This window comes from Jeotgalibaca sp. A122 (genome assembly GCF_052266715.1).
GTDB lineage: Bacteria > Bacillota > Bacilli > Lactobacillales > Aerococcaceae > Jeotgalibaca.
In genome coordinates this window covers 1-24,541 of sequence record NZ_JBQPRB010000015.1, presented here as the reverse complement: position 1 = coordinate 24,541, position 24,541 = coordinate 1, and the positions used below count along the sequence as shown (strand labels likewise).

General features: G+C 41.5%; 28 protein-coding genes. 24 read left to right on the top strand and 4 right to left on the bottom strand.

Annotated elements, in window-relative coordinates; all coding sequences use genetic code 11:
- Positions 1–122, bottom strand: a 122-nt coding sequence (locus ACTU7M_RS11225) for a transposase (RefSeq protein ID WP_443474488.1), incomplete at its 3' end; no start/stop codon positions are given.
- Between the two features lie 180 nt (positions 123–302).
- Between ACTU7M_RS11225 and ACTU7M_RS11220 the strand changes: the two genes are divergently transcribed.
- From ACTU7M_RS11220 to ACTU7M_RS11205, 4 genes are all read left to right on the top strand, one after another.
- Positions 303–515 (top strand): YdbC family protein, encoded by a 213-nt coding sequence (locus ACTU7M_RS11220; RefSeq protein ID WP_443474487.1) that lies wholly within the window; start codon positions 303–305, stop codon positions 513–515.
- Between the two features lie 14 nt (positions 516–529).
- Positions 530–904 carry a zinc-ribbon domain-containing protein gene (locus ACTU7M_RS11215; RefSeq protein ID WP_443474486.1) on the top strand — a complete coding sequence of 125 codons (375 nt, stop codon included), beginning with the start codon at positions 530–532 and terminating at the stop codon, positions 902–904.
- 15 nt (positions 905–919) lie between these two features.
- A complete protein-coding gene (locus ACTU7M_RS11210) occupies positions 920–1,669 on the top strand; it encodes a DUF975 family protein (RefSeq protein WP_443474485.1) in 750 nt (249 codons plus the stop codon).
- A gap of 113 nt (positions 1,670–1,782) precedes the next feature.
- Complete coding sequence (locus ACTU7M_RS11205; RefSeq protein ID WP_443474484.1) at positions 1,783–3,756, top strand: HIRAN domain-containing protein; 1,974 nt, start codon at positions 1,783–1,785, stop codon at positions 3,754–3,756.
- 191 nt (positions 3,757–3,947) lie between these two features.
- Here the strand turns inward: ACTU7M_RS11205 and ACTU7M_RS11200 are convergent, their stop codons facing one another.
- Positions 3,948–4,796, bottom strand: coding sequence for a DegV family protein (locus ACTU7M_RS11200; protein WP_443474483.1), 849 nt, complete (start codon positions 4,794–4,796; stop codon positions 3,948–3,950).
- Positions 4,797–4,865: 69 nt separating this feature from the next.
- Entirely contained in the window at positions 4,866–6,635 is a 1,770-nt protein-coding gene (gene uvrC, locus ACTU7M_RS11195) for an excinuclease ABC subunit UvrC (RefSeq protein WP_443474482.1), read from the bottom strand.
- A gap of 112 nt (positions 6,636–6,747) precedes the next feature.
- Here uvrC and ACTU7M_RS11190 point away from each other — a divergent pair, with 112 nt between their 5' ends.
- Together ACTU7M_RS11190 and ACTU7M_RS11185 are read left to right on the top strand one after the other, a co-directional pair.
- Entirely contained in the window at positions 6,748–7,980 is a 1,233-nt protein-coding gene (locus ACTU7M_RS11190) for an MFS transporter (RefSeq protein ID WP_443474481.1), read from the top strand.
- A 38-nt stretch (positions 7,981–8,018) separates the two neighbouring features.
- Complete coding sequence (locus tag ACTU7M_RS11185) at positions 8,019–9,245, top strand: MFS transporter (protein ID WP_443474480.1); 1,227 nt, start codon at positions 8,019–8,021, stop codon at positions 9,243–9,245.
- A 45-nt stretch (positions 9,246–9,290) separates the two neighbouring features.
- Here the strand turns inward: ACTU7M_RS11185 and ACTU7M_RS11180 are convergent, their stop codons facing one another.
- Entirely contained in the window at positions 9,291–11,864 is a 2,574-nt protein-coding gene (locus tag ACTU7M_RS11180) for a vitamin B12-dependent ribonucleotide reductase (RefSeq protein ID WP_443474479.1), read from the bottom strand.
- Positions 11,865–12,152: 288 nt separating this feature from the next.
- On the opposite strand from ACTU7M_RS11180, the gene ACTU7M_RS11175 reads away from it, so the two are divergent.
- The 18 genes from ACTU7M_RS11175 to ACTU7M_RS11090 all read left to right on the top strand — a co-directional run.
- A complete protein-coding gene (locus ACTU7M_RS11175; RefSeq protein ID WP_443474478.1) occupies positions 12,153–13,124 on the top strand; it encodes a diacylglycerol kinase in 972 nt (323 codons plus the stop codon).
- Positions 13,125–13,216: 92 nt separating this feature from the next.
- Positions 13,217–14,599 (top strand): 23S rRNA (uracil(1939)-C(5))-methyltransferase RlmD, encoded by a 1,383-nt coding sequence (gene rlmD, locus ACTU7M_RS11170; RefSeq protein ID WP_443474477.1) that lies wholly within the window; start codon positions 13,217–13,219, stop codon positions 14,597–14,599.
- Positions 14,600–14,856: 257 nt separating this feature from the next.
- Positions 14,857–15,990 carry a PTS transporter subunit EIIC gene (locus ACTU7M_RS11165; RefSeq protein ID WP_443474476.1) on the top strand — a complete coding sequence of 378 codons (1,134 nt, stop codon included), beginning with the start codon at positions 14,857–14,859 and terminating at the stop codon, positions 15,988–15,990.
- A gap of 184 nt (positions 15,991–16,174) precedes the next feature.
- Positions 16,175–16,510, top strand: a complete 336-nt coding sequence (locus ACTU7M_RS11160) for a DUF6442 family protein (RefSeq protein WP_443474475.1) — start codon at positions 16,175–16,177, stop codon at positions 16,508–16,510.
- A gap of 7 nt (positions 16,511–16,517) precedes the next feature.
- Entirely contained in the window at positions 16,518–16,727 is a 210-nt protein-coding gene (locus ACTU7M_RS11155; RefSeq protein ID WP_443474474.1) for a helix-turn-helix transcriptional regulator, read from the top strand.
- An 84-nt stretch (positions 16,728–16,811) separates the two neighbouring features.
- The gene (rlmD, locus tag ACTU7M_RS11150) at positions 16,812–18,215 is read left to right on the top strand and encodes a 23S rRNA (uracil(1939)-C(5))-methyltransferase RlmD (protein WP_443474473.1); all 1,404 of its coding nucleotides are present in this window, start codon (positions 16,812–16,814) and stop codon (positions 18,213–18,215) included.
- A gap of 3 nt (positions 18,216–18,218) precedes the next feature.
- On the top strand, positions 18,219–18,362 hold the full coding sequence (locus ACTU7M_RS11145) for a zinc ribbon domain-containing protein (protein ID WP_443474472.1): 144 nt from the start codon (positions 18,219–18,221) through the stop codon (positions 18,360–18,362).
- A gap of 413 nt (positions 18,363–18,775) precedes the next feature.
- Positions 18,776–19,258 (top strand): VOC family protein, encoded by a 483-nt coding sequence (locus ACTU7M_RS11140; protein WP_443474471.1) that lies wholly within the window; start codon positions 18,776–18,778, stop codon positions 19,256–19,258.
- Positions 19,259–19,332: 74 nt separating this feature from the next.
- Positions 19,333–19,704, top strand: a complete 372-nt coding sequence (locus tag ACTU7M_RS11135) for a hypothetical protein (protein ID WP_443474470.1) — start codon at positions 19,333–19,335, stop codon at positions 19,702–19,704.
- 19 nt (positions 19,705–19,723) lie between these two features.
- Positions 19,724–20,020: a hypothetical protein gene (locus ACTU7M_RS11130; protein WP_443474469.1), complete on the top strand. Its 297-nt coding sequence runs from the start codon at positions 19,724–19,726 to the stop codon at positions 20,018–20,020.
- A 96-nt stretch (positions 20,021–20,116) separates the two neighbouring features.
- Positions 20,117–20,272, top strand: a complete 156-nt coding sequence (locus ACTU7M_RS11125) for a lmo0937 family membrane protein (RefSeq protein WP_443474468.1) — start codon at positions 20,117–20,119, stop codon at positions 20,270–20,272.
- Between the two features lie 240 nt (positions 20,273–20,512).
- Positions 20,513–20,890, top strand: a complete 378-nt coding sequence (locus ACTU7M_RS11120) for a DUF7670 domain-containing protein (protein ID WP_443474467.1) — start codon at positions 20,513–20,515, stop codon at positions 20,888–20,890.
- Between the two features lie 49 nt (positions 20,891–20,939).
- Positions 20,940–21,368, top strand: a complete 429-nt coding sequence (locus ACTU7M_RS11115) for a hypothetical protein (RefSeq protein WP_443474466.1) — start codon at positions 20,940–20,942, stop codon at positions 21,366–21,368.
- Between the two features lie 68 nt (positions 21,369–21,436).
- Positions 21,437–22,228, top strand: a complete 792-nt coding sequence (gene heR / locus ACTU7M_RS11110) for a heliorhodopsin HeR (RefSeq protein ID WP_443474465.1) — start codon at positions 21,437–21,439, stop codon at positions 22,226–22,228.
- Between the two features lie 31 nt (positions 22,229–22,259).
- Positions 22,260–22,784 carry a putative immunity protein gene (locus ACTU7M_RS11105; RefSeq protein ID WP_443474464.1) on the top strand — a complete coding sequence of 175 codons (525 nt, stop codon included), beginning with the start codon at positions 22,260–22,262 and terminating at the stop codon, positions 22,782–22,784.
- A 133-nt stretch (positions 22,785–22,917) separates the two neighbouring features.
- The gene (locus ACTU7M_RS11100; RefSeq protein WP_443474463.1) at positions 22,918–23,274 is read left to right on the top strand and encodes a PadR family transcriptional regulator; all 357 of its coding nucleotides are present in this window, start codon (positions 22,918–22,920) and stop codon (positions 23,272–23,274) included.
- A complete protein-coding gene (locus tag ACTU7M_RS11095; protein ID WP_443474462.1) occupies positions 23,261–24,268 on the top strand; it encodes a hypothetical protein in 1,008 nt (335 codons plus the stop codon). Before ACTU7M_RS11100 ends, ACTU7M_RS11095 begins: the two co-directional genes overlap by 14 nt.
- A gap of 151 nt (positions 24,269–24,419) precedes the next feature.
- The coding region (locus ACTU7M_RS11090) for a transposase (RefSeq protein WP_443474488.1) at positions 24,420–24,541 on the top strand (122 nt) is incomplete at its 3' end.

Genomic DNA, 24,541 nt, shown 5'->3' with positions numbered 1-24,541 from the left:
TTCAGGGTTTCCTCGACCTCCCCTTGGAGGATTTTGTTTCGGTACTTCGTTCCCCAAACGATATGATAGTTCAGGTTGTAAACAGAAGTCCGACCATGTGTGAGTTTGTTTTCTTTATTCATATGACAATTATATCACTTATTTTTTTACCATGTGTAACAATATCTATTGAAAATAAAAAAGAAAGTGGGCATTCATCACGGCCTTGAAAGACCGTGTTTCCTGCCCACAATCAAAAAATTGCTTTTTAAGCAAAAAAAACTTAGACTTACTATAGTAAACAAATTAAGGAGTGATTATTGATGGCAGATATTAAATATGAAATCGTCGCACATGTTGGGGTATTGAGTACTTCCCCAAATGGCTGGACCAAGGAATTGAATATTGTGAGCTGGAACGGCGGTCAGGAAAAATATGATATCCGCGATTGGAGTCCCGATCATACGAAGATGAGTAAAGGGATTACTTTGACGGAAGAAGAAGTAGGCCAGTTGCGATTACTGATCATTAAATAGAAAGTGTGTAAAAGATGATATTATTTTTTGATATTAAATATTTTCAAAAACTATTGGACTATAACCAAACCATAACTTGCAAAGAATGTGGTCATTTTGGCAGGTATGAGGTTTACTTGGTAGGAAATCGCTTCAGACTGTTTTTTATTCCCATCATTACGTTCGGCAAGCGTTACATTGTTAAAACGACCTGTTGCGATACTTTCTACCAGCTGAAACCGGAAGTAGGTAAAGCGATCGAAAAAGGAAGGCCTACCACAATCACTGAAGACGACTTAACATTATATCAAGTAGGTTCGAACCCAGAAACAAGTCGCTGTCCTAATTGTGGGCAAATACATGAAGTGGGGGCAAATTTCTGCCCGAACTGCGGACAAAATCTTAAATAAAAGGAAGGTGTTAAGATGCTGAGCAATGCTGATATTCGGCGTCAGGGTAGCGATAATCTACGCGGCAATTATTTAGCCGCAATCGGGAATTTTTTCATCATCACTGTTATTAGTTCCATTTTACAATCGTTATTTACCCCCGAGTTGGGTTTTACAACAAATGGCTATAGCGAACAGTTGTCAGGAGGAGAATTAGTCATTAGTGTCACTTTTTCGATTATTGCTTCTTTTATTATGGCACTTTTAACCATTGGCCTGCATTGGGGCTTTTTGGATATCCAGGACGGAGATAAAATGTCAGTAGGTCATCTCTTTATGCCGTTTAAATATCAACCAATGAAAGTTGTCGGTTTTGCTTTCCGTAAACAACTATTTATCATGCTTTGGTCATTATTATTTATCATACCGGGTATTATCAAAACCTATGCATGGGCAATGGCTGATTTCATCTACTATGATGAACCCGATTTACCAAACCAGGAAATATTAGCCAAGAGCGATGCTTTGATGCAAGGGAACAAATGGCGGCTTTTCCGTCTCGAGTTTTACTACTCCTTCCTCTATTTTGTCCCCATCTTGATCTGGATTGCGGGTCTTGCCTTCTTTAGTGCCTCGATCACGGGAAATTCAGATCAGTGGTCCGGTTTAACCTTCGTGTGGATATTTGTCGGCGCGATTATCGTGGGCATTATCATCATTATCCTCACATTTATATTAGAGCCAAGGCGTAGTTCTGCCAGAGCGGCGTTTTACACCCAACTATAATGAATAATGAATCTAAAAAATCGCGGTTAATCCAAACCGCGATTTTTTGTGCCTTTATGTCCTTTGATTATGTTATCATCAAGATAAAGAAACAATACAGTAGGAGGGTTGTTATGGCGGATCATGAAAGTATTTATGAAACTATTTTAAAAAAACGTGAAGAGCATCCAGCCTTACCTTATGTTTTTCAAGACACTGAAACAGCAGGCAGAGAGGATACTCTGTATATCTTGCTGAGTGAAGGGATTTCCTATAGCCAAAAGGAAGATATGGCACGTAATTGTTGTGATGCGATTCGTGAAGCTATCACTACCGATGAAGTGGAAAAAATAGCGAAACTACTGCTGGAACAACCAATCCGGACGTTCTTTATCGAACTCAGGGAAAGGTTACGTGTGTTGATCGAAATTGGCTCATTTACGCAACTTGAATTACATGATTTAGGAATGAAACTGGCTCGAAATAGTCGTGAAGCGGATATGGTGAAATTAGGTATTATCCTGATCGGGTTCTACCCACATGATATTACCTTAAAAATTTTCAAGGTTCTCGGCTATCATAGTGAGTTCACCATCTACGTTACAGAAAGTATCTATCATGCACATTTTCGACATAATGAAATCCTGTTCGACCTGGTGCAACATACAACCGGTTATGGACGTTTGGCGGCTCTGTTTCAACTGAAACCCATCACAGAAGAACAACAAAAGTGGGTCATCAAGAGTGGCGTAAAAAGTAATTTGTTGTCCAATATTTACGTCAATATCGCCTTACAAAAAACGGACATTCGCCATCACCTATTTGAAACAGAAATCGATGAAGAGAATTATAGTGATTTCATGTATATCATGGCTTACCAAGAACAACTCGAGCAAAAATCTTTATCGGCCCAGGCATTGAGCTTTATGGAAAAACTTGTTGAACATCGGACTTTTGCCAATACCTTTATTGATGAGGCCGCTTTAGTTACGATTTGGTTAAAAGTTATTGATAGCTGGAAATATGATTACCAATATTTGGATGCACAAGTCAATGAATCTGAACCGATCAACAGTTATTGGAACCATCGATTCGATCGCTACGAAAAACTCATCCGTTCTGTGGAAGTATTCCTCAATAAACCAAAATGGCAACATACCGTGATGAAGGAAATGATTAACCCAAATGAAACCGACTACCTGATTGTAAATACGTTGCAATTTTTGGAAATGAAACCGGATTTTCATGTGTTCTCGACAATGCTGGCACGTAATCCATTGGGCTTAAATTTACTTGATTTCTTTCTGGTTCACTATCCGGAAAAATACTTTCAGGAAGCGAGTGATTACCTCTTCGCTTTACTGAGTGAGCAATTATTTGAATTGCCGTTACTTTTTGTGGAAAATTCAGAACCCCAATCCAGTGATCTGGTTAAAGTGAACATGTGGTTGGAAGCACTTTTGAAGAATATGCTTGAACAGGATTTCTTTGATATCGAGTGGTGTATCAAAATATTGGGATACTATCAACCGAAACTCCGTCGTATGGCCTTATTGGTTTTACGCAAGTATGCCGATGAGTGGGAGGATGACGATACCGTTCTGACAGCGTTGGAAACACTGCGTGAAGAAGAAGAGAACAGAAAAAATAGTCGAATTGTCTATAAGTTGTTGCATATGGAAATAGGACCGGAAAAAGAAGTCAAATATCTACCTGTTTCAAATGTAATCGAAAATGAAACCACATCTGACGCAGTGATATTGGATACAAAAATTGTTGGCACACGATTTCGGGATTTAACAATTGCCGAAGAAGTTGTCATCAAAGGAAAAGTTTTGCAACTGGTTAGGGAACCGAGCAATGAATTCGATCCCAAAGCCATTGCTGTTACACTGGAAGACGGTTATATGCTGGGCTATATCCCGCGTACCGATAATCGTATTTTAGCAACGTTGATCGATAATGATGAAGTCCTCTTTGCCCGTTTCGAAAGTGAAGACCTGGATGAAGAAGAAGCGAAAATATCGGTTTTATTACGCAAAAAAAGAGGCCCTGTTTTTCCAGATAAACCATTTGGAGGCAACGTTGTGCCATTCCCAACAAAATAAAAGCGTCGAGAGTGGGAAAAAAGGCGGTTAGCCCCGGATCACTGGAGCGAATAAGCGGAAGATGGTAGCGGACCATCTTCCGCTTATTCGTGAAGTGACGCCGGGGCTGCCTTTTGTCGCACGTTTAGAATACAGATATTCGTATACAGGAAAGAGGGTGAGACTTTTGTCTCACCCTCAACGCTTATTTGTTATTTATATTTATTCATGAAGAACAAACCGAGTGTCCCTATACCAGTATGAGCAGAAATTACGGCACCCACTGGATAGTCAAGCACCTCTTTTGGCCCAAACTGGGCTTGGATATGCTCTTTCATTTCATTCACTGTTTCCGTGTCATTCGTATGAACGATTAAAACAGTTTGATCTTTAATATCTGTTGCCTCACTCAAGCGCTCATACATTCGATTAAGCACTCGTTTGCGACCTCGGAATTTTTCTTTTGCTTCTAATTTACCGTCGATGACTTCCAATAGGGGATGAATGTTTAATAAACCGCCAAGGAACGCGCTTGATTTAGAGAGACGGCCACCCTCAGCCAAATAGTTCAAGTCTTCAACAGTAAAAATGGAAGTGACATTGTGCGACATGAACGTTAGGCGTTCGCAAATCTCCTCCGTCTCAAAACCATCTTCCATCATTTGGACTGCTTCACGGACTATGATGGCAATCCCTAAAGAAGCATGACGGGAATCAATGATGCGTAAATCGAAATCTGGATAGTCTTCTTTTACGTGTGACTCTGCTAAAACCGCAGCTTGATAAGTTCCTGATAACTCTGATGATAGAGCAATATAAATAGCACTCTCACCCTCAGCCGCTAACTTACGAAACACAGAGTCGAATTTTTCTAATGGCACCTGACTTGTGCGGGGATGTTTACCTTCTTTTATTAATGCATAAATTTGTGCATTACTGATCTCTATCATATCTACATATTCTTTATCATCTACGATAACGGATAGGGGAGCCACAATTACATTGTGTTCTTCTAAATAAGATAAAGATAAATCACAAGCACTATCAACGATTAATCTCATCTTTTTTCCTCCTTTGTTACAACCTAAATAGTGTGAACTAAGTATACCACGCGGCTACTTATTCGGCACTCATTCATTGAAGGCAGCTTGGATATTTTCAGCAACTTTAACCGGGATACCAAGCTTTTTGAACTCTTCTATATCCGCTTCACGCATATTTTTCATTGTTTTAAAATGCTTCATCACCTTGCTGCGGGTTTTTGGACCGACACCGTCAATTTGATCAAGTTGCGAAGAGAAACTGTTCTTGCCACGTACTTGACGGTGGAAAGTAATCGCAAAACGGTGAACTTCTTCCTGGACTCTTTGGACGAGGTGGAAAGCTTGGCTACGTGGGTCGAGTTCTACGATTTCATCATTGTACAACAAAGAAGCCGTTCTATGTTTGTTGTCTTTTACCATCCCGGCAACCGGGATATCCAGTCCCAACTCATCTTCCAAAACTTCTTTTGCAGCACGAACTTGAACTTTACCACCATCCATCAAAATTAAATCAGGCAAGGGTTTTTGTTCCCGCAGTAAGCGCGTATACCGACGACGGATAACTTCTTGTGTCGTCGCAAACTCGTTGCTTCCTTCGACTGTCTTAATTTTATACTTGCGGTATGCTTTTCGATCGGGCTTACCATCTTTATATACGACCATGGCAGATACCGGGTTTGTTCCTTGGATGTTCGAGTGGTCAAAGGCTTCAATCGTCTCTATATACTCATTTCCAAGCGCTTCTGACAACTCTTGAATGGCACCCACAGTCTTATGGTTAGAGCGCTCAATCAATAGAAACTTCTCGTTTAACGCTAATTCACTGTTAGTGGTTGCCAAGTCAAGAATACTTTTTTTATTACCACGTTTCGGAACGCGTACAATTGTTTCCAAAGTTTCCGCCAACAATTCTGTATCGACACCTTCGGGGACCAAAATTTCTTTAGGTAAAATATGATTTTGCTCTTGATAAAACTGCATGATAAATGACAGGAGCTCGTCCTCGGGTGTCCCATAACAAGGGAAAAGGGCAGCCTCCCTTTTGATGACTGTTGATTGTCGCAACAAGAACACTTGAATCGACAACCAACCTTTATCCATATGATAAGCAAAGACATCTCGGTTTGTGTAGTCACGAGACATAATCGTCTGTTTTTCAACGGTTGTTTCAATATAACGAATTTGATCACGATAATCGGCAGCTTGTTCAAAATCCATGCGTTCAGCAGCTTTGTGCATTTTATCGACCAAGTTCAATTTGATTTCTTTTACTTCGCCATTCAGAAAACGGGAAATTCTCTGAATTTGCGCAGCATATTCCTCTTTAGAAATCTCATGGTCACAGCACCCAATACATTGACCCATCGAGTAATACAAACAAGCCCGCTTCGCATTACGGGCGCATTTACGTAAAGGATAGACTTTTTGAATAAATTGTTGCGTTTCGGTCGCTGCATAAACGTGCGGGTAAGGGCCAAAATAAATGCCGCCATCATCCTCCACCGTGGAAGTGATGATAAGCTGCGGGTCTTTTTCATTGGTCACTTTTAAATAAGGGTACATCGTCCCTTGTTTCAGTTTAATATTATATTTTGGTTGGTATTGTTTGATGAGACTGATTTCCAGTAACAAAGATTCTTTGTTGGTCTTTGTCACGATAAATTCAAAATGATCGATATCAGCCACGAGCAAAGCCGTTTTTCCTTCGTGTTTCTGTTGGAAATAGGATTTTACGCGATTGCGTAAATTTTTTGCTTTCCCGATATAGATGATTTCGTTATCAACATTCCTCATGATATAACAACCTGGTAAATCCGGCAGAAGGGCAAGTTTACTGATGATTTCTTCTCTTGTCATATCTTTCAATCCTTTTAATTCTAATTGGTAACAGTATACCACGATTTTAAAAGTTGCGAAGTAATACGGGTTGGCAAGGAAGCGTGGTAAAATAGGGCTAGGAGGTGAAACCATGTCCAAATACTATGAAGCACAGTGGCAAAGGGATATCAGTTTGTTTCTCTTCAGCCAAACCATTTCCTTGATTGGCTCAACGATTGTGCAATATGCCATCACCTGGCATTTAACCCTGACGGCAAAATCAGGATTCATACTCACCTTGGCCGTTATTTTTGGTTTTTTACCTACTGTATTTATAGCGCCGTTTGCCGGAGTCTGGGCGGATCGCTTTAACCGCAAGAAAGTTATTGTCATGGCAGATGGTTTCATCGCAATCGCAACGTTGATTCTGGCTATCCTGTTTTATAGGGGCTATGATTCTATTTGGGTTTTATTAATCATTTCATCCATTCGGGCTTTTGGTTCAGGCATCCAATCTCCCGCAGTTAGCGCGGTTTTCCCCCAACTTGTACCGGAAAAAAAGTTAATGCGCATCAATGGGTTGAACGGAACCATTAATTCCATGGGTAATTTATTCTCGCCTATGATAAGTGGGTTTTTATTGAATTATTTACCATTGGCGACTATTTTTATGATTGATGTTATCACTGCTCTGATTGCGATTATTATTGTTGGATTTTTTATTAAAATTCCCGTCCATAAAAAGGCAAGGGAAGTACCAACGACCTACTATATCGAGGATTTAAAGAGCGGCTTTACCTACATCCGTGATCATGTAGTTATTCGTAAACTTTTTGGTTATTATGCCTTTGCCTTCTTGATGTTTGTACCAATCAATTTTTTATCTCCTTTGCATGTTGCGCGCGTCTTCGGTGACGAGGTATGGCGTTTATCGACCCTCCAAATTGCCTTTTCAGCAGGTATGATTATTGGCGGTGGGGTGGTCATCGTTAGTGGAGGCTTTCGCAATCGGATGCACTCCGTTTTATTCTCGGCCTTTTTGATTGGTTTGAGTGGTGTATCCATGGGTCTCGTTCAAAATTTCTGGTTTTTTATCAGCCTGATGGGTGTTGTGGGACTTGTGGTCCCTCTTTTAAGTACACCAAGTATGGTGCTCCTGCAAGAAAAAGTATCGGAAGCTTATCTCGGTCGGGTTTTCGGCGTGGCTACCATGTTCGGGAATCTCGTGATTCCCATCGGAATGGCTATTTTTGGTCCCTTGGCCGACCGCCTTGCGATTACAGATATCTTGGTTTTTACCGGGCTCGTGATGATTATAGTGGCGTTGCTGGCTTTCCGCGATAAAGTCGTGATTGAAGCGGGGGAGCCAGTCGAACAAGAGTGAAAAAGAGGACGACTTCCATTCAGGAAGGAGGAGCACGTATGGATAGAGATCAATTTTCACAATGGAAACGAAATATCATTTTATTTTTAAGTAGCCAAACGGTATCGTTAATCGGCTCCTCTATTGTCCAATATGCCATTACCTGGCACCTGACGCTGACAACCCAATCAGGGTTTGTCATGACCTTGGCTGTAATTTTTGGTTTTTTACCCACCTTTTTCATTTCCCCTTTTGCCGGTGTTTGGGCCGATCGTTATAACCGTAAAAACCTTATTGCCCTCTCTGATGCATTCATTGCGCTTTCGACATTATTTCTCGTCTTCCTTTTTGCCAGCGGCTACGACTCCATCTGGGTTTTGTTGGTGGCCTCATCGGTTCGTGCTTTTGGTAGCGGAATTCAGATGCCAGCCGTAAGTGCGATTATCCCGCAAATCGTTTCCAAGGATAAGTTGATGCGGGTGAACGGCTTGAACGGGACCATTCAAGCAATGGTAACCTTGATTTCACCGATGATTAGCGCATTGTTGCTCAATTATTTTTCGTTGGCGCAAATTTTCATGATTGATGTTATAACAGCTGTCTTGGCAATCATTATTGTCGTGTTTTTCCTGCGAGTCGCTACTCCCGAAAAAGAACCGATCGGAATGGAGAGCCGTTACCTGGATGAAATGAAAGCAGGCTTTATATATATCCGTGACCATGTTTTTATCCGCAATTTGTTCATCTACTATGCTTTTATTTTTATTATGTTCGTGCCCCCGGCTTTCCTTTCTCCTTTGCAGGTAACACGGACCTTTGGTAATGATGTCTGGCGCTTATCGGCACTGGAAGTGACTTTTTCCAGTGGGATGATAGTAGGCGGTGCAATTATTGCGGCCTGGTCTGGTTTTAAGAATCGTATGCATACCATTATCGGGAGCGTCATCGTTATGGCGGTTTGTACGCTTGGAATGGGAGTTATTCCCGATTTTTGGATATACATGACCATGATGGGGATTATCGGTTTGGTCGTCCCTATGCTCAACGCACCCAGCATGGTATTGATGCAAGAGAAAGTGGAGGATGCTTTTCTGGGCCGCGTCTTCGGTGTCCAAACCATGATTTCTACCATCACCATGCCGCTTGGAATGCTTGTATTCGGTCCACTGGCTGATCGCGTCCCGATTTCCTGGCTCATGCTATTTTCCGGTTGTGCCATGTTAGGTGGCTCGCTTTATGCACTTAGGAATAGCGTATTAATTGCTGAAGGAATTAAAGAAGAATAACAAAAAAAGCGAGGACCATGATAGGTTCTCGCTTCAACTATTATCTTATAGTCCGCACTTCAATTGTGCAGCACAGTTGTTACATGTATTACAGCCACCTAAATCTTCAACCGTTCCGATGCGGCAAATTGGGCAAGTATCGCCAATTTCGTTACCGATCGTTACGTCTGTCGATTCCAGGTCGACAATGGATTCAACCAAGAAAGTTTTATCCTTGTTTACTTTTGCTGCTTCTTTTTCGTCTGCTTCGTAATTGTCCTCGAACAAGTTTTCTTCTGCTTTCAAAGTCAATACTTGGGAGTCACGACTTCCATCAACGTAAACCGTTCCACCTTTAGCACCACCATCATACAAACGTTCGTAGATTTTTTCTACTTGTTCCACGGTGTAACCTTTAGGAGCGTTTACGGTTTTAGAAATGGAACTATCTACCCAACGTTGAATGGTTGTTTGTACATCAACATGTTCTTCTGGAGCCAATTCCATTGCAGTTGTAAAGAAGTCTGGCAAGTTATTTGGATCCGCCTCTGGATGACGGTCTAAATATTCTTGGACGATTTCAGCTTTCACTTCAATAAATTTACCCAACCGTCCAGAACGGAAGTAAGAGAAACTGAAGTAAGGTTCTAGACCAGTGGAAACCCCAGCCATTGTACCAGTCGAACCAGTAGGCGCAACAGTCAAGAGGTGAGAGTTACGGATACCATATTTCAAGACGCCTTCACGAACATGTTCTGGCATGCGTTTCATGTAGCCGGAGTTAACAAACTTTTCGCGTAATTGTTGTGTTTCGCGACCTGTTTCACCAACCAGGAATGGGAAGCTTCCGCGTTCCTTAGCCAACTCGATACTTTCCTCATAAGCAGTCACTGCGATTGTTTCAAATACTTGGTCGATTAATTGGTTTCCTTCTTTGGAACCGTAACGTACACCACAGTAAATCAGCATATCAGCCAATCCCATGATTCCCAAACCTACCCGACGTTCGCCAAGCGCTTGTTTGCGATTTTCTTCCAAGAAGTAAGGTGTTGAATCAATGACGTTATCCTGCATATGGACACCCATACGAACTGTTTTTTCCAATTTCGCAAAGTCAACCATTTGTAAATCTTTGTTAACCATTTCTGCCAAGTTAACGGCAGCTAAGTTACATACAGAGTAAGGAGCCAAAGGTTGTTCCCCGCAAGGGTTTGTCGCGACAACTTTTTGACCGTATGCTTGTGCATTAGTCATTTTGTTCGCGTTGTCGATAAAGAAAATACCTGGCTCAGCAGCATAAGTCGCACAAACGTTAATCAATTTCCACAACTCACGGGCTTTAATAGTCCGGTAAACGCGAACAGCGTTGCCAGCAGCTTCCCACTCGCGTACATCACCGACATTTACCCACTCAGCATCGTAATGTGCCATTTCCTCTTTTGAGTAATTTTCAACATCCGGGAAACGAAGTTCATATTCTGCGTCTGCTTTTACCGCATCCATGAAGTCATCCGTAATACACACAGAAATGTTTGCTCCTGTTAAAAATTCTGCATCATTTACTGTATATGTACCACCATCACGAAGTTTTAATTCTGCTTCGCGGATGACGGAATGATCGAATCCGCCATGACCAGGGATGTTCTTGTAGTTTACGATACCTGTATACATGTTTGTTTCTTTAGGTGTGAAGGGTGTGAATTTCAATTTGTTGTGTGCTAATGTACGAATTTGCTCATCTTCGAAATTTTCGATGATATAACGCAAAATACGCGGATTTTGCATTTTAGAGATGATGAATTCAATAATGTCTGGATGCCAGTCTGTCAACATGATCATTTGGGCACCGCGACGAGAACCGCCTTGTTCAACTAAATGGGTTAATTTCGCGATATCATCCAACCAGGATACAGAACCGGATGAACGGCCATTTACTCCACGTGCCAATGCATGACGCGGACGTAAAGTGGAACCATTCGTACCAACACCGCCACCACGGCTCATGATTTCCATTACTTTTTTACGGTGATCGGAAATGCCGCCACGTGAATCGGGAACCATTGGCATCACATAACAGTTAAAGTATGTTACGTCTGTTCCAGAACCTGCTCCATATAAAACCCGACCAGCTGGAATGAAATTTTTAACTTTTTGTTCTTCATAGAATTTAACAAAAGCCTCATAACGTTTTTCTGGTGTTATTTCAACCTGGGCCAAGCCATGCGCGTTACGCATTGCAATTTGTTCATAGAATAATTCTAACGGTTTATCCAATGTGATAATTGCGCGTTTTACGATACCATCTTCTGCTTCACTGAAGGAGTCAATCGTTGCTCGGTATTCTTCAGAAACCTGGATGAGCGCTTCACCTTTATCCCAGTCCAAGGAAATGACCGTACCTGTACCACGTGCTGGATACTTAGGGTCTTCTTTAACGGTCAATAATACGAAGTCGCCTTCTTTAAGGGTTGTTTTCTTTGTATCCTTGAAAGAGTAACGGTCCAACATAACTAAGCGCGCCACACCACTATAAGTAATGTGCATATCCTCTGTAATAGGGAATACTGCTTCGAATTGTTCTATGTCTCTGTTCAATTGTTCATAGCCATGTTTTAAAGTGGAATTTATTTCAGTAGCCACTCGAATCACTCCTCAATCTTTATATAAACACAACATGTTGTGTTTGTTGTTCAATATAACTACTACATATATTAAGGGAGATTCGGATTAATTGCTAGAGGAAAGTATCATCAGAAATTTTGGTAATCGGATGAAAGCATGAAGTTATGCATTTTATAATTTAATTTGAGCAACTTATGGGAAGTTGGGGGAGTTCGTGGAAATAATTACAAGATAGAGCATACCATTTCAAGGCTCTTTTGTACAAGGATTATTGTATAATTATCTTAAAGGACAAGGAGGTGTGACATGCGCGCAAGAGTGATTTATAATCCAGTATCCGGTCGGGAACAAATCACGAAATACTTGGTGGCTATCCTCAGAATTCTTGAAGAGGCCGGTTATGAAACGAGTACCTACGAAACAACACCTGAACCGCGGTCTGCCGCTAAAGAAGCGACGCGGGCGGCCCTGGAAGGCTTTGAATTAATCGTTGCTGCGGGCGGAGACGGAACAGTCAGCGAAGTTATCAATGGTATCAGCAATTTACCTAAGAGGCCACTTATTGGCATTATCCCAGCTGGAACCACCAATGATTTGGCCCGATCCTTGAAAATCCCACGAGGTGATTTACTGGAGGCGGCTAAAGTTATTGCTAAAGGACAGGCGATTCCCATGGACGTAGGGAAAGCGAATGATAAATACTTTGTCAACATTGCTGCGGGCGGCTATTTATCGGACATTACCTATGGGATTCCACCTCGCCTGAAGGGTGCTTTTGGTTATTTAGCCTATTTAATAAAAGGTGCAGAAAAATTGCTGTTGGTTAAACCTATCAAAATGCGAATAGAACATGAAGCGGGCGTTTTTGTCGGAGAAGCCTCCATGTATTTTGTGGCACTCACAAAATCGGTTGGCGGAATTGAAAATATCGACCCTTATATGTTGATGGGAAATGGTTTGTTTACGCTTTTCATTATCAAGACTGCCAGCATATTTGAAATTCTGCAAATACTGGGGATGATTATCCAAAATGGAAAGCACATCACTCATCCCAAAGTAGAATATATCCATACTTCATTTGTAACAGCCGAATCATTGGATCAACAACCTCTTTTACTTAATCTGGATGGCGAGTTCGGAGGGACAGGCCCTGTCACTTTCCGTAACTTGCATCAGCATATACGTATTTTGGGAAATACGACCGACTATGCTTCCCCGGCTGAGCTGAACAATCATACAGCAAAACTTTTGAAGGAAATTGCAAATTTAGAAAAATAAATGAGTGGTAATCGCCTCTGTCGTGTTATACTATAAGCTTGTATAATTCAAATGAATCCCTCTCACCTATCAGGCACCAATAAGGAGAAATTATGAAAAAAAATTATGAAGCACCACCAGTAGTAAAGAATGATAAATTAACCGTTACATTTGAAGATTTAACTTCTGAAGGATTAGGCGTTGCCAAAGTAGACGGCTTTCCTTTGTTTGTGGTAGACGGACTTCCTGGCGAAAAAGCACAAGTCAAAGTTACAAAAGTAGGTAAAACATATGGTTATGCCCGTATTGAAGAACGTTTGACTACTTCACAGGACCGCATTCCAACTATCGATGTACTCGGTACGCGCGTTGGAACAATGCCGTTACAACATATGCGTTACAGTGCGCAACTGGCATTTAAACAAAACATGGTCGCACAAGACTTGAAACGTATTGCAAAATTACCAAATATCAAGGTTCATGAAACAATTGGTATGAGTAATCCTTGGGGTTACCGTAACAAAGCGCAAATCCCTGTACGTGGCAAAGATGGCAAATTAGTGACGGGATTCTTCCGTAAAGGCACACACGAATTGATTCCAATGGAGAATTTCCATATCCAGGATCCAAAGATCGATGAAGCGATTGTCAAAGTGCGTGATATCCTGCAAGAATATGGTATTAAGCCTTACGATGAAAGAAAAAATATCGGGAATATCCGCCACATCATGATTCGTCGCGGTTATTACACAGGGGAAATGATGATTGTTTTGGTTACGCGTACTGCGAAACTATTCCCCCTAAGTAAAATTATTCCAGATATCCGTGAAGCATTACCAGAAGTTGTGAGCATCGTTCAAAACGTCAACCCGAAACGGACAAATGTTATTTTAGGTGAAGAAAACATCGTTCTTTATGGAGAAGATGTTTATCATGATAACTTGTTAGGCCATAAATTTGCAATCAGCTCTAAATCTTTCTACCAAATTAACCCGACACAAACGGAAAAACTTTACCAATTAGCTGTAGATGCAGCGCAACTAACTGGAAAAGAAACGGTTGTGGATGCTTATTGTGGAATTGGAACCATTTCATTGGCTTTGGCCGAAAAAGCAGAGCACGTTTTTGCGATGGAAATTGTTCCAGATGCAATTGAAATGGCGAAACGCAACGCCGAAGAAAATAACATTAGCAATGTGACTTTTGAAGTAGGTGCAGCTGAAGAATTACTGCCTAAATGGGCAGAAAATGATGTTAAAGCGGATGTCATTGTAGTGGATCCGCCACGTAAAGGATTGGAAGCTTCATTTATAGATGCAGCAGTCGCAATGAATCCAGAACGTATCGTTTATGTCAGCTGTAACCCAGCAACATTAGCACGTGACTTGGCAATCTTCGATGAAAAAGGCTACAAAGCGACCGAAGCGCAGCCAGTGGACTTGTTCCCGCAAACATTGCATGTTGAGACAGTTGTTATGATGGAGAAGGCAAACTAAATAAATGTTACGAGGTCAGCTTCCTAGATAAAATAATTTTATCAAGGAAGCTGACTTTTGTGAATGAAAAAGCAAAGAAATGAAATCGGTTTATTTTATAAATAACTTTATATTTATCCCGTAAGTTTTTTAAATTAACTTGGTTTTGTTAAGTAATTGGCAATTTAAATCTTTTGTAAATGATTATTTAATGGTAATATATTAGTTGTGATTTTGAAACTAATATAAAAAAATCAATATAATTTGGAGGATACATTATGAAAAGTCAAGAAAAAAGAAAAGACACATCTTTAATTGACAAATTGTTAATGGGACTGAAAGAAATTTTTGCCCCTAATTTAGTTGCATTGACGGGTGCCGGAATTCTTAAAGGTATCATCATCTTACTTTTGACTTTTAATATCATACAGCCTGAAACCGCAGAGCAATTTATTCTTTATCATATTGCTGATGCTGTCTTTTACTTTTTGCCAGTACTATTAGCTTATTCATCTGCAAAAGTCTTTGGGACCAATCCCGCTCTGGCTGCCAGTGTAGCGCTATTCTTGGTTCATCCAGAATTTACAGAGGCAGTTCAAACAAGAACAGGAGATTTTTTTGGAATACCAGTTGCACACAACACTTACATTTCATCTGTCATTCCGATTATTTTAATCATTTGGGCGCAGTCATATATTGAAAAAGCTGTGAATAAAGTCCTCCCGAAAATGATTAAAGGTGTATTCTCACCTGTTTTAATCCTGATGCTTACAGGCGTCCTGGGTGTACTTGTCATTGGTCCAGTCGGCACGTTCTTCGGTAATGCACTAGGTGTTTCAATTACTTGGTTGAATGAATTTGCAGGTTGGTTGGTTTCTGCTATTTTAGGTGGATTTGGAATGTTTATTATCATGGCCGGTGGTCATTATGCGTTGATTCCAATATCTGCACAAAATTTAGCACAAGTCGGATTTGATAATTTGATGATGACAGGTTTATTACCGGGTAATATGGCGATGGCGGGTGCTGCCTTTGCAATCGCAATGCGCACAAAATCGAATAGCTACAAACAATATTCTGTTTCTGCAGCAGTTACTGCGCTCTTGGGTGTTTCGCAACCGGCACTTTATGGTGTGGCGATTCCTATCAAAAAAGCGATGATTTCGATTATTGCAGGTGGGTTCATCGGTGGTTTATACGCTGGTATCGTCGGTGTCAAAGGTTTCGCTCTATCCGATCCAGGCTTGGCTGCATTACCTGCGTACATCTCACCAGATGGTAGCTGGGGGAACTTCATAAATACGTTGATCACTATTGCCATTTCTTTTGGAGTCACTTTCGTTTTAACTTATCTTGGTGCATATAAAGATCTGTCGCCAGAAGAAATCGATGAAATTACAGCAAATAAGTAAAAGCATAAAATATTCCCCCTAAAGTAGATTAACCTACTTTAGGGGGATTTTTTTGTGCTTTTCGCACATCAAACTCACAATGAGAAGGTGCACCAAGGGGATTTTATACGAGCGTTTGCAAAGCAAACTAGGCGGGTGTATAATATTGACAAGGTAACTTGGCATCTTGATAGGAGGTATTGGGATGAATAAGGAGGAAATTTTAGCCAAAAGTAGAAAAGAGAACAAGAACCAGGATGTGTATGAAAAGGAAGTAAGTCAAAGCGGAGGAAATTCAGCGACTGTTGTGGCAGCAATCCTCGCCACTGTTTTTATCGTCATCCAGATATTTGTCGGTGGTGGAACGAACTACGGCCTATACGCTGTTGTATCCTCTGCTTTAGCCACTGGGTACACTACAAAGGCAATGCATCTGAAGAAAAAAAGAGACATCTGGCTTGCGGTGATTTATATCCTCTTAACATTACTTTTCTCGATCATCCATGTCCGTGATTTGATTATTACCTCAAATATTTTATAGGTGAGCTATGGACGAAAAATTGATTTTACAAAACCATTTGAAAGAAGCCAGAAATGAGAAAAAATTATCTCAGACGCAACTTGCGGAAATGGTCGGAGTATCACGTAATACAATCAGCTCGATCGAAACGGGCCAATACAATCCAAATGCGAAGTTGGCCCTTACTATCTGCATTGCTTTGGATAAAAAATTTGAAGAGTTATTCTATTTTGAGTAACTGTATTTTTGTATAATGGCATGGAAAAGAATTTGACCAACAGTTTTAGTCATGATGGACAAAGTACAATCTTGAGGTGAAAAAATGAAAAAGAAGGTTTATCCAACCGAAGTATTGGAAGTAACGATAAAAAATATCAACGCCAGTGGTTATGGCTACGCTAAACACGTTCATCCACCGGACAAAGGTTCGAACGGGAAGGGCTTGAATATCAATGTCACCAATGTGGTGCCGGGTGATGTCGTTCGGGTAACGATCCCGAATGCCAAAGGCCGGCGCAAAGCGGTCGTGGACTACGATGAATTATTGCAGCCGGGACCAAGCCGAAATCTCGCCATCCCGACCGATCAGGCTGTTTCCGGGGGGACACCGCTGCAATACATGCATTACGATGCCCAACTGGAATACAAAATGGAGATGGTCAAGGGCTATTTGAAGGAAAAAGGCTTTGATGCCTCCCTAGTGAAGCCGATCATCGGCATGGACAACCCGAAGCGTTACCGCAACAAGATGGAACTGACTTTCGGGGAAAACGGCGAACTCGGCATGCACCAACAAGGTAACTTCCGCCGGGTCATCGATATGGAGGATTCCATCCTGGCACCGGAAGTGATGGTTGAAATCAAGCACATCATCAGCCAATGGCAGAAAGATTTCGACCTTCCTGGCTATTCCAAAACGAGCCAAACTGGTTTGTTGCGCAACTTGTTGATGCGGATGTCGTTTGCGACGGGAGAAATGATGGTCGTCCTTTACGCAACAGAAGCGCCGCAACAGTATCAGGCCGCGGCGGACGAGTTGGTCAAACGCCTGACCGCCCAATTCGAGAAATTGGTCAGTTTGCAATGGGTGGAACATGCGACGGCGACGGAACGCATCCAGGCCGATGCCACGTACATCCTGCATGGCCGTGACTACATCAATGATGAACTGAACGGCTTCAAATACCGGATCTGGCCGGACACGTTCTTCCAAGCTAATCCGGTCCAAGCCGAAAAACTGGTCGAATTGGCCTTGGAAATGGCCGACGTGAACAAGGACATGCGCGTCCTGGACTTGTTCTGCGGGGTTGGCACCTTCAGCCTGCCGCTTGCCAAAAACAGTAAGGACCTCGCCGGCATCGAAATCGTCGAAAATTCGATCCTTTCGGCACGCCGCAACGCAGAGGATAACGGTTTGGCTAATACCTTCTTTATGGTCAGCGACGCCCGCCAAGGACTCATCGATTTGAATGAAGTCTGGGGCCATCCCGATTTGCTGGTCCTTGATCCGCCCAGAAGCGGCGCCGGTGGCAAGGTCATGCGCAGTATCGGCCGTTTTGGTACCGACAAGGTCGTCTATGTTTCCTGCAGCCCGAAGAGCCTGGCCGACGATCTGGTGTGGCTGCGCGACTTCGGATACGAACTCGTGACCGTCCAGCCCGTGGACCAGTTCCCGCATACGACGCATGTTGAGAATGTCTGTCTGTTGACACGCAAACAGTCTTAACCGATGAAGAATCTCCGGGTGCGCGAGTGGGATTGTCCGCAATGCAATGCCCACCATGATCGAGATCTGAACGCAAGCATCAATCTTAAAAACGAAGCCATGAGGCTTCTAACCGCAGGAAGCTGCGGGGATAGCCTATTAAGATAACCGGGGGATACCCCGGTGTTCGTAGGAATCCCCCACCTCTAAGCGATAGCGTAGGTGGGGGTAGTTCAATACAGGTTATGGGAGTAGAGCGGACACAGTTAGAAAGTTAAAGTTAATTAAATACACAATACTTATATGAATGTCATGATTCAATAAGTAGAGTAAAAAAGTATTTTTCCGTGATTATGAACTTGTATTCAAAACAAGTTCATAATCACGGATTTATTTTTTGGAAATTTATCCAAAACTATCCTTTAAATCATGATCAATAAGTTTGTTATAAGTGGTATTTTGGTGGTAGAGTTGGGGTGCAAACAGGTCTTTAGCTAAAATGAGACACCATGTCATGGCAATCATAATACAAAGGATTTATAGGGGAATCCTCGTGTTGAATATCAGAAAGGAACATTCTTATGAGAAAAATTGTTACTTTTCTTTGGTTTGATGATCAAGCAAAAGAAGCGGTGGATTTGTATGTATCGTTGTTTGAAAACGCAAAAATACTTAACGAATCGTATCTCACAGAGTCAGTGGCAAAAGCAGCAGGAAAGAAAGTCGGAGATTTATCAACAATAGATTTTGAATTGAATGGCCAAAATTTCACCGCACTAAATGGTGGTCCAATGTTTACTTTTACTGAAGCAATCTCCATACAGGTAAACTGCAAAACTCAAGAAGAAATCGATTATCTTTGGGATTCGCTAATCAAAGATGGAGAGTTGATTTCTTGTGGATGGCTTAAAGATAAGTTTGGCCTATCGTGGCAGATTACCCCGGAAATTTTGGACATCATGATGCGTGATCCAGACGCTGCTAAAGCCGATCGTGTTAGTGCTGCGATGCTTAGTATGGATAAGATGAATATCAGCGAACTTGAAAAAGCCTATAAAGGTTAACAACAAAAAGTAACTACTATGGCCGTAATGGTTTATAATAAATGAGAGAAGAACCTTGGAGGGAAACATATCACATGGAGCAAATAAAAGAAAAAGAATATATCCTTTGTAACGATGTCACGAACGAATATCTAACGCGCGTCACGTTCAACGGTGGCCCGGTCTATAAAACAACAACACTGAATTTGGCAGTTCGTTTTACTGAGGAAGACAAACGTAACCTGGAGATTCTTGGCGCGAATAATCCGAATAAAGTGTTAAATAATATTGAGGCAACCGCGTTCGGAAACGACAGTGACGTGAAGGAAACCTATAAATTATCTAATTTGAGTTTCCTATCAATCAACGATCTAACACCAGAGGAAAGAATTGTATTTGAAAGAGATACAGAAGAAGGCATCAAAAAAGCCGCTCGTATTCATTGCTGCAGTATCATTAGTCGTTGATACACGGAGGAAATTCATTATGAAAAAGAAACTGTTCCTATTGTTTTTCTTGATGATAAACATTTATTTGTTGACGGGTTGTATACCGGGCGATGGCACTTACACACCTGAAGATCCGGCAGGATTTTTTTGGGGAATCTGGCATGGCTGGATTGCACCGTTCACTCTTGTTTTTGGATGGTTTGACGAAAATATTCGCGTTTATGAAACTATCAATACTGGCTGGTGGTATGACGTAGGATTTTACATGGCAATCATTAGTGGATTTGGTGGCTTATCGCTATTTCGTAAAAGAAGTTCTGGTAATCATGGTTAATTAGGATAAGCGTATTGTTTGGCCTCATTTACAAAAATCTCTATAATAAAAGAAAAGGGATACAAATAGGTATCTTACCAGAGAGGTGTGGAAATGATGGCAAATCTATTATGGACCATTATTGTGGTGTTGGTTGCACTATGGTTAATCGGGTTAGTATTGGAAATTGGTGGGGCTTTGATTCACTTCCTGTTGGTCATTGCCGGAATCATCTTCGTTTACCAATTAATAACCGGGAAAAGAAAATTGTAAAGTGCTTAACGAAGGATTTTGGGGCGAGGGTTGCTTCAAAATCCTTTTTTATCATTTTTCGACAGGAGACTTCCAACATACGGCGTAATATGCATCTACTCCTCAGAATCATTTTAATTATAAGTTTTTGGGACCGGCATTGCCTGTCCTTTTTGTGTTGTATGGAAATAAAGTGTAAAATGATAGTGAGCAAGTGAACGTTCTCATGTCTGGCATAACTGTGAAATGGAGATGGCAGAAATGAAAGAAAATGGAAAAATATTGTATTGGGCTCCGAGGGTTTTAGCAATCTTGTTTATCGCGTTTCTAAGCCTTTTTTCTTTGGATGTATTTGAAGCAGGTCAGGGTTTGGGTGAAATGTTGCTAGGTTTTCTGATACATAACATTCCTTCTATCATTATTTCGTTGCTTCTTATTGTGGCATGGCGCAATGATCTCTTTGGTGCCATCGCCTTTTCCGTAGTTGGTCTAGCTTTTATCATTCTATTACTGGTGAATACCAAGGAAGTCGGCGAAACATGGCTTATGGTGTTGATTAGAAGTCTGCCCATCACAGGTTTCGCATTAGTCGTTGCGCGCTTGTTTTTTCTCAATTGGCAAAAGAGAAGACAGTCATGAAATGATGGGATAGTTAAGCAAAAAGCAAACAGAAATGAGTGTGATTACGATGAATCGTTTTCGTGATAATTTATCGAAAGGGATAATGGTAACAGTAGGCAGTCTGATTACCGCGGCATTGGCATTCGCAGGATATTTCTTCTTATTCAGGGTATTGGAACGTTTTATGGATCCAGAAAATACATATAATTTTGTTTCATGGGCTCGGGTAGGATACGGGGTATTTTGGCTAGTACTCGCCTTCCTTGTCTACCAAACACGTTTAAGGGAGTGGGGGAAAGCAGTTATATTAGCTGGTGCGCTAACGACCTTTATGGCTGCCGTTAATGTCCAATATTATCAAAGACCCTTGATGGGGGGCGTGCTATCGGTTCTAGTTGTGGGGAGTGTCTTGTATTTTCTCATAAGAAAGAAAAAGGAATGGTTCCATTATTATGCGGTCGCTATCGCTGTTGCTCTAGCGTGGTTTTACATGTAAAAAATATTTATATAAATGCTCATTCAATTTCTATTTTTTTTGGTCGTAAAGTAGAAAGGGTGCTAATCATGAAAGAAATAACCACACAAAAATTACGCCGCTTCAATCTCATTATGGGTGGTCTACATTTGGTACAAGGTATTGCCATGCTTTTCTTGGCAACCACCGTCATTCAAAAAATTTCCGAGTTTAGCCCAGAAATCATCCAATTTTATCTATCATTCAATCCCGAAACGCAGTCACTAGAGACAACCTCACGGGTCCTGTTTGAGTTACCGTTTGGGATTCTTGTGTCCTCATTCCTTCTTATCTCCGCTTTTGCCCATGCTCTAATTGCGATTCCCAATAAATTAAATGCCATCTATAATGCCGATTTGGAAAAGGGCATCAACAAGTTCCGCTGGTTCGAGTATGCCCTTAGCTCTTCCATTATGATCGTACTCATTGCTACCTTGTTTGGTATCTATGATATTGCTTCACTCATCTTGATCTTTATAGTCAATGCCGCGATGAATCTTTTCGGCCTGGTGATGGAGCAATTAAATGCAGGCCAACCGAGAGAAAATGTCAATTGGGGTCCATTTATTTGGGGTTCTGTGGCGGGAATTGCACCCTGGATTGCCATCCTTTTGTACATGTTCGGGACAGGTAATTTCGAAGATGTTCCTTGGTTCGTATGGGCAATTGTTGGCACTTATTTTGTTGCATTCAACACCTTCCCTATTAATATGATCCTGCAATATCTGAAAGTCGGAAAATGGGCGAATTATCTCTATGGTGAGCGCGTCTATATTGTGCTCAGCCTCGTTGCGAAATCAATCCTGGCTTGGCTTGTTCTTTTCGGTGCGATGCAACCTTGAGTCTTTAAATGAGCATATGGAGTGAGCAAGCATGTCGAAAATAAGGAAGGTATTGAAGAACCTGGATGCGCCCTATATCCAGACACTTAAAGCGGTGATAGAAACGCAAAGTAAGGCGACATTAGCTTTTTGGGCAATTGGGTATGCGGAACACGTGATTCTCCCACTGTGGGGAAAAAATTATCCGCATGACAAACGCCCGGAAGCCGCTTTGGAGGCCGCGCGTAAATGGTTATTAGGCGAAATAAAATTCCCGGAAGCCAAACCAGCAATTCTTACCTGTCATGCCGCTGCAAGAGAAGCAGAAGGGAACCCTGTCCCGCAAGCCGCTGCCAGAGCAATTGGCCATTGCGCCGCAACCATTCATTCCGCTCGGCATTGTATCGGTTTAGCTTATTACGGCGCCCTTGCTGTAGCCTACAGTGAAGTAGGGACGGATGCACCGTGGGAAGAAATCGAGGAAGTTGCTGCACGAGAGTGTGGACGGATGGAAGTAGCTTTGCGTGCTGTTGCAGTACAAAATGAACCCAATCCAGCCCAATTCAAATGGAGATAAAACTGGATGACGAAAGATAAACAGGAGCTTTGAATATTGCTGATTTCGGCATTTCAAAGCTCTTTTATTATTTAATATTAAAAATTTGCAAGTAATGTATGTCGTACACTATAATAGGGGTGAGGTGATAGCAATGGATGTAATCGATGAATTGATTAGTTCACTTAGTGTTGAACTCAAAAGAGGAACGTTGGTTCTTTTGGTTCTCAGTCAATTGCATACGAAAGAGTACGGATATTCCCTCGTTCAAAAGTTAGAGGAGAAAAAAGCGCCAATTGAAGCCGGTACCCTCTATCCCTTGTTGAGGAGACTGGAGAAACAAGGTCTGCTTATCAGTGAATGGGATACGAGCGAAAGCCGTCCCCGTAAATTCTATTCATTAAGTGAAAACGGTAAAGAAGTATATAAGCGATTAAAGAAAGAATGGAGAGTCATTTCCAATCAAATGGAAATTTTGTTAAAGGAGGATGAGGATCGTGTTGCTGATTGAACGTTATATCCATGCGGTAACAGAGTATTTACCTGAGGATATTCGAAGCGATGTCGGAAAAGAACTGCGTGCAAACATTGAAGATATGCTACCTGACAACTACACGGAGAAAGACGTGCATCAGGTGCTGACCAAACTTGGTAACCCTTGGAAACTTGCAGGTGAATACAATCCGCAACAAAAATATTTAATTGGTCCTGGCTATTATCATAAATATATTTCAATCTTGAAATTGGTCATAGCCATCGTGATATTCGTATTGTTGGGCATAACCATTTTGGAGTGGATAATAGCGTTTCCTACAGATGGTAACTACATCGATCAAATTGCCGGCTTTATTGGAGACTTGATTTCTGCAGTCATTTCAGGGGCACTGCAGGGGGCATTCTGGGTAACCTTGGTGTTTGTCATCCTTGAGCGAACGGAAACGGAAACAGGCGATTTGCCATTTGGAAATAAAAAATGGACACCGGATGATTTACCTGAAGTACCTGCTGACGCACAAGGAAAGATTTCCCGCGGTGACATTATCTTTGAAATGTTCCTGACCATTTTATTCGTAGCGATGATTTATTTACGGCCGCAACTGATTGCCATTTACCAAAATATTGAGGCCGAAAACATGATTATCACGCCACTCTTTAATCTTGAACGGTTGGAGGTTTATCTACCGGTTATCTTAATTATGGCGGTATTCCAGTTGGCGTTCTCTATATGGAAATATATCAAGGGTTGGTGGACCCTACCGCTAGCCACAGTGAATGCTGTATATAATGTGGCTTTGGTTATCGTGGTTATTGTGATGTTGACTGATATCACGTTGTTCAACCCCGAATTTAGCCAAGTAATCGCTGATATTACGCATTCATCTGCGGAACTGGTTTCAAATTGGATCGTTCGCAGCAAATGGATATTTGGTTTGTTTTTCGTCGGAACGAATATTTGGGAGAGTGCGGTTCCATTTGTTAAATCATGGAATAGACAAAGAAAATGAAAAAGCTGCGTTCGGCGTTCGTGCTGAACTCAGCTTTTTGATTGTGGGCAGGAAACACGGTCTTTCAAGGCCGTGTTTCCTGCCCACTTTCTTTTTTATTTTCAATAGATATCGTTACACATGGTAAAAAAATAAGTGGTATAATTGGCATATGAATAAAGAAAACAAACTCACACATGGTCGGACTTCTGTTTACAACCTGAACTATCATATCGTTTGGGGAACGAAGTACCGAAACAAAATCCTCCAAGGGGAGGTCGAGGAAACCCTGAA

Coding starts and splice junctions, on each gene's coding strand:
- ACTU7M_RS11100 (WP_443474463.1), top strand. CDS start 22,918: ATGGATGTAATCGATGAATTGATTAGTTCACTTAGTGTTGAACTCAAA.
- uvrC (WP_443474482.1), bottom strand. CDS start 6,635: ATGACAAGAGAAGAAATCATCAGTAAACTTGCCCTTCTGCCGGATTTA.
- ACTU7M_RS11165 (WP_443474476.1), top strand. CDS start 14,857: ATGAAAAGTCAAGAAAAAAGAAAAGACACATCTTTAATTGACAAATTG.
- ACTU7M_RS11200 (WP_443474483.1), bottom strand. CDS start 4,796: ATGAGATTAATCGTTGATAGTGCTTGTGATTTATCTTTATCTTATTTA.
- ACTU7M_RS11130 (WP_443474469.1), top strand. CDS start 19,724: ATGAAAAAGAAACTGTTCCTATTGTTTTTCTTGATGATAAACATTTAT.
- ACTU7M_RS11105 (WP_443474464.1), top strand. CDS start 22,260: ATGTCGAAAATAAGGAAGGTATTGAAGAACCTGGATGCGCCCTATATC.
- ACTU7M_RS11125 (WP_443474468.1), top strand. CDS start 20,117: ATGGCAAATCTATTATGGACCATTATTGTGGTGTTGGTTGCACTATGG.
- ACTU7M_RS11135 (WP_443474470.1), top strand. CDS start 19,333: ATGGAGCAAATAAAAGAAAAAGAATATATCCTTTGTAACGATGTCACG.
- ACTU7M_RS11115 (WP_443474466.1), top strand. CDS start 20,940: ATGAATCGTTTTCGTGATAATTTATCGAAAGGGATAATGGTAACAGTA.
- ACTU7M_RS11145 (WP_443474472.1), top strand. CDS start 18,219: ATGAAGAATCTCCGGGTGCGCGAGTGGGATTGTCCGCAATGCAATGCC.
- ACTU7M_RS11185 (WP_443474480.1), top strand. CDS start 8,019: ATGGATAGAGATCAATTTTCACAATGGAAACGAAATATCATTTTATTT.
- rlmD (WP_443474473.1), top strand. CDS start 16,812: ATGAAAAAGAAGGTTTATCCAACCGAAGTATTGGAAGTAACGATAAAA.
- ACTU7M_RS11205 (WP_443474484.1), top strand. CDS start 1,783: ATGGCGGATCATGAAAGTATTTATGAAACTATTTTAAAAAAACGTGAA.
- rlmD (WP_443474477.1), top strand. CDS start 13,217: ATGAAAAAAAATTATGAAGCACCACCAGTAGTAAAGAATGATAAATTA.
- ACTU7M_RS11120 (WP_443474467.1), top strand. CDS start 20,513: ATGAAAGAAAATGGAAAAATATTGTATTGGGCTCCGAGGGTTTTAGCA.
- ACTU7M_RS11160 (WP_443474475.1), top strand. CDS start 16,175: ATGAATAAGGAGGAAATTTTAGCCAAAAGTAGAAAAGAGAACAAGAAC.
- ACTU7M_RS11175 (WP_443474478.1), top strand. CDS start 12,153: ATGCGCGCAAGAGTGATTTATAATCCAGTATCCGGTCGGGAACAAATC.
- ACTU7M_RS11210 (WP_443474485.1), top strand. CDS start 920: ATGCTGAGCAATGCTGATATTCGGCGTCAGGGTAGCGATAATCTACGC.
- heR (WP_443474465.1), top strand. CDS start 21,437: ATGAAAGAAATAACCACACAAAAATTACGCCGCTTCAATCTCATTATG.
- ACTU7M_RS11155 (WP_443474474.1), top strand. CDS start 16,518: ATGGACGAAAAATTGATTTTACAAAACCATTTGAAAGAAGCCAGAAAT.
- ACTU7M_RS11190 (WP_443474481.1), top strand. CDS start 6,748: ATGTCCAAATACTATGAAGCACAGTGGCAAAGGGATATCAGTTTGTTT.
- ACTU7M_RS11215 (WP_443474486.1), top strand. CDS start 530: ATGATATTATTTTTTGATATTAAATATTTTCAAAAACTATTGGACTAT.
- ACTU7M_RS11140 (WP_443474471.1), top strand. CDS start 18,776: ATGAGAAAAATTGTTACTTTTCTTTGGTTTGATGATCAAGCAAAAGAA.
- ACTU7M_RS11220 (WP_443474487.1), top strand. CDS start 303: ATGGCAGATATTAAATATGAAATCGTCGCACATGTTGGGGTATTGAGT.